At 69.7% G+C, this 692-nt stretch carries 1 protein-coding gene; it reads left to right on the top strand.

What is annotated here, in order from left to right:
• Positions 1 to 16: 16 nt before the first annotated feature.
• Positions 17 to 692, top strand: a 676-nt coding sequence (locus HN013_RS32240) for a zinc-binding dehydrogenase (RefSeq protein WP_312018783.1), incomplete at its 3' end; no start/stop codon positions are given.

Consider the following 692-nt stretch of genomic DNA (forward strand, 5'->3'; position numbering starts at 1 on the left):
CGCCGGTGGTGTGGGCATGGCCGCCGTCCAGCTCGCCCGCCACTGGGGCGCCGAAGTCTTCGCCACCGCCAGCCCCGCCAAATGGGACACCCTGCGCGCCATGGGCCTCGACGACCACCACATCGCCAACTCCCGCACCCTCGACTTCGCCCCCCACTTCCGCACCACCACCGGCGGCAACGGCATCGACGTCATCCTCGGCTCCCTCGCCGGCGAACCCGTCGATGCCTCCCTCGCCCTCCTCGCCCCCGGCGGCCGCTACATCGAAATGGGCAAGACAGATATCCGCGACCCGCAGGAGATGGCCGCCGCCTACCCCGAAACCCGCTACCGCTCCTTCGACCTGAAGGAAGCCGGACCCCAGCGCACCGGCGAGATGCTCACCGACCTCATCACCCTCTTCACCAACCGCACCCTCACCCCCCTGCCCACCACCACCTGGGACCTCGCCGACCTGCGCCACGCCCTGCGCCACATGAGCCAAGGCCGCCACACCGGCAAAAACATCATCCGCATCCCCACCCCCCTCAACCCCCACGGCACCGTCCTGATCACCGGCGGCACCGGCACCCTCGGCAGCCTCCTCGCCCGCCACCTCGTCCAACACCACCACATCACCCACCTCCACCTCATCAGCCGCCAAGGCCCCCAAGCCCCCCACGCCCAACAACTCAAACAAGACCTCCACACCC

It is taken from the genome of Streptomyces sp. I05A-00742, from assembly GCF_013055795.1.
GTDB lineage: Bacteria > Actinomycetota > Actinomycetes > Streptomycetales > Streptomycetaceae > Streptomyces.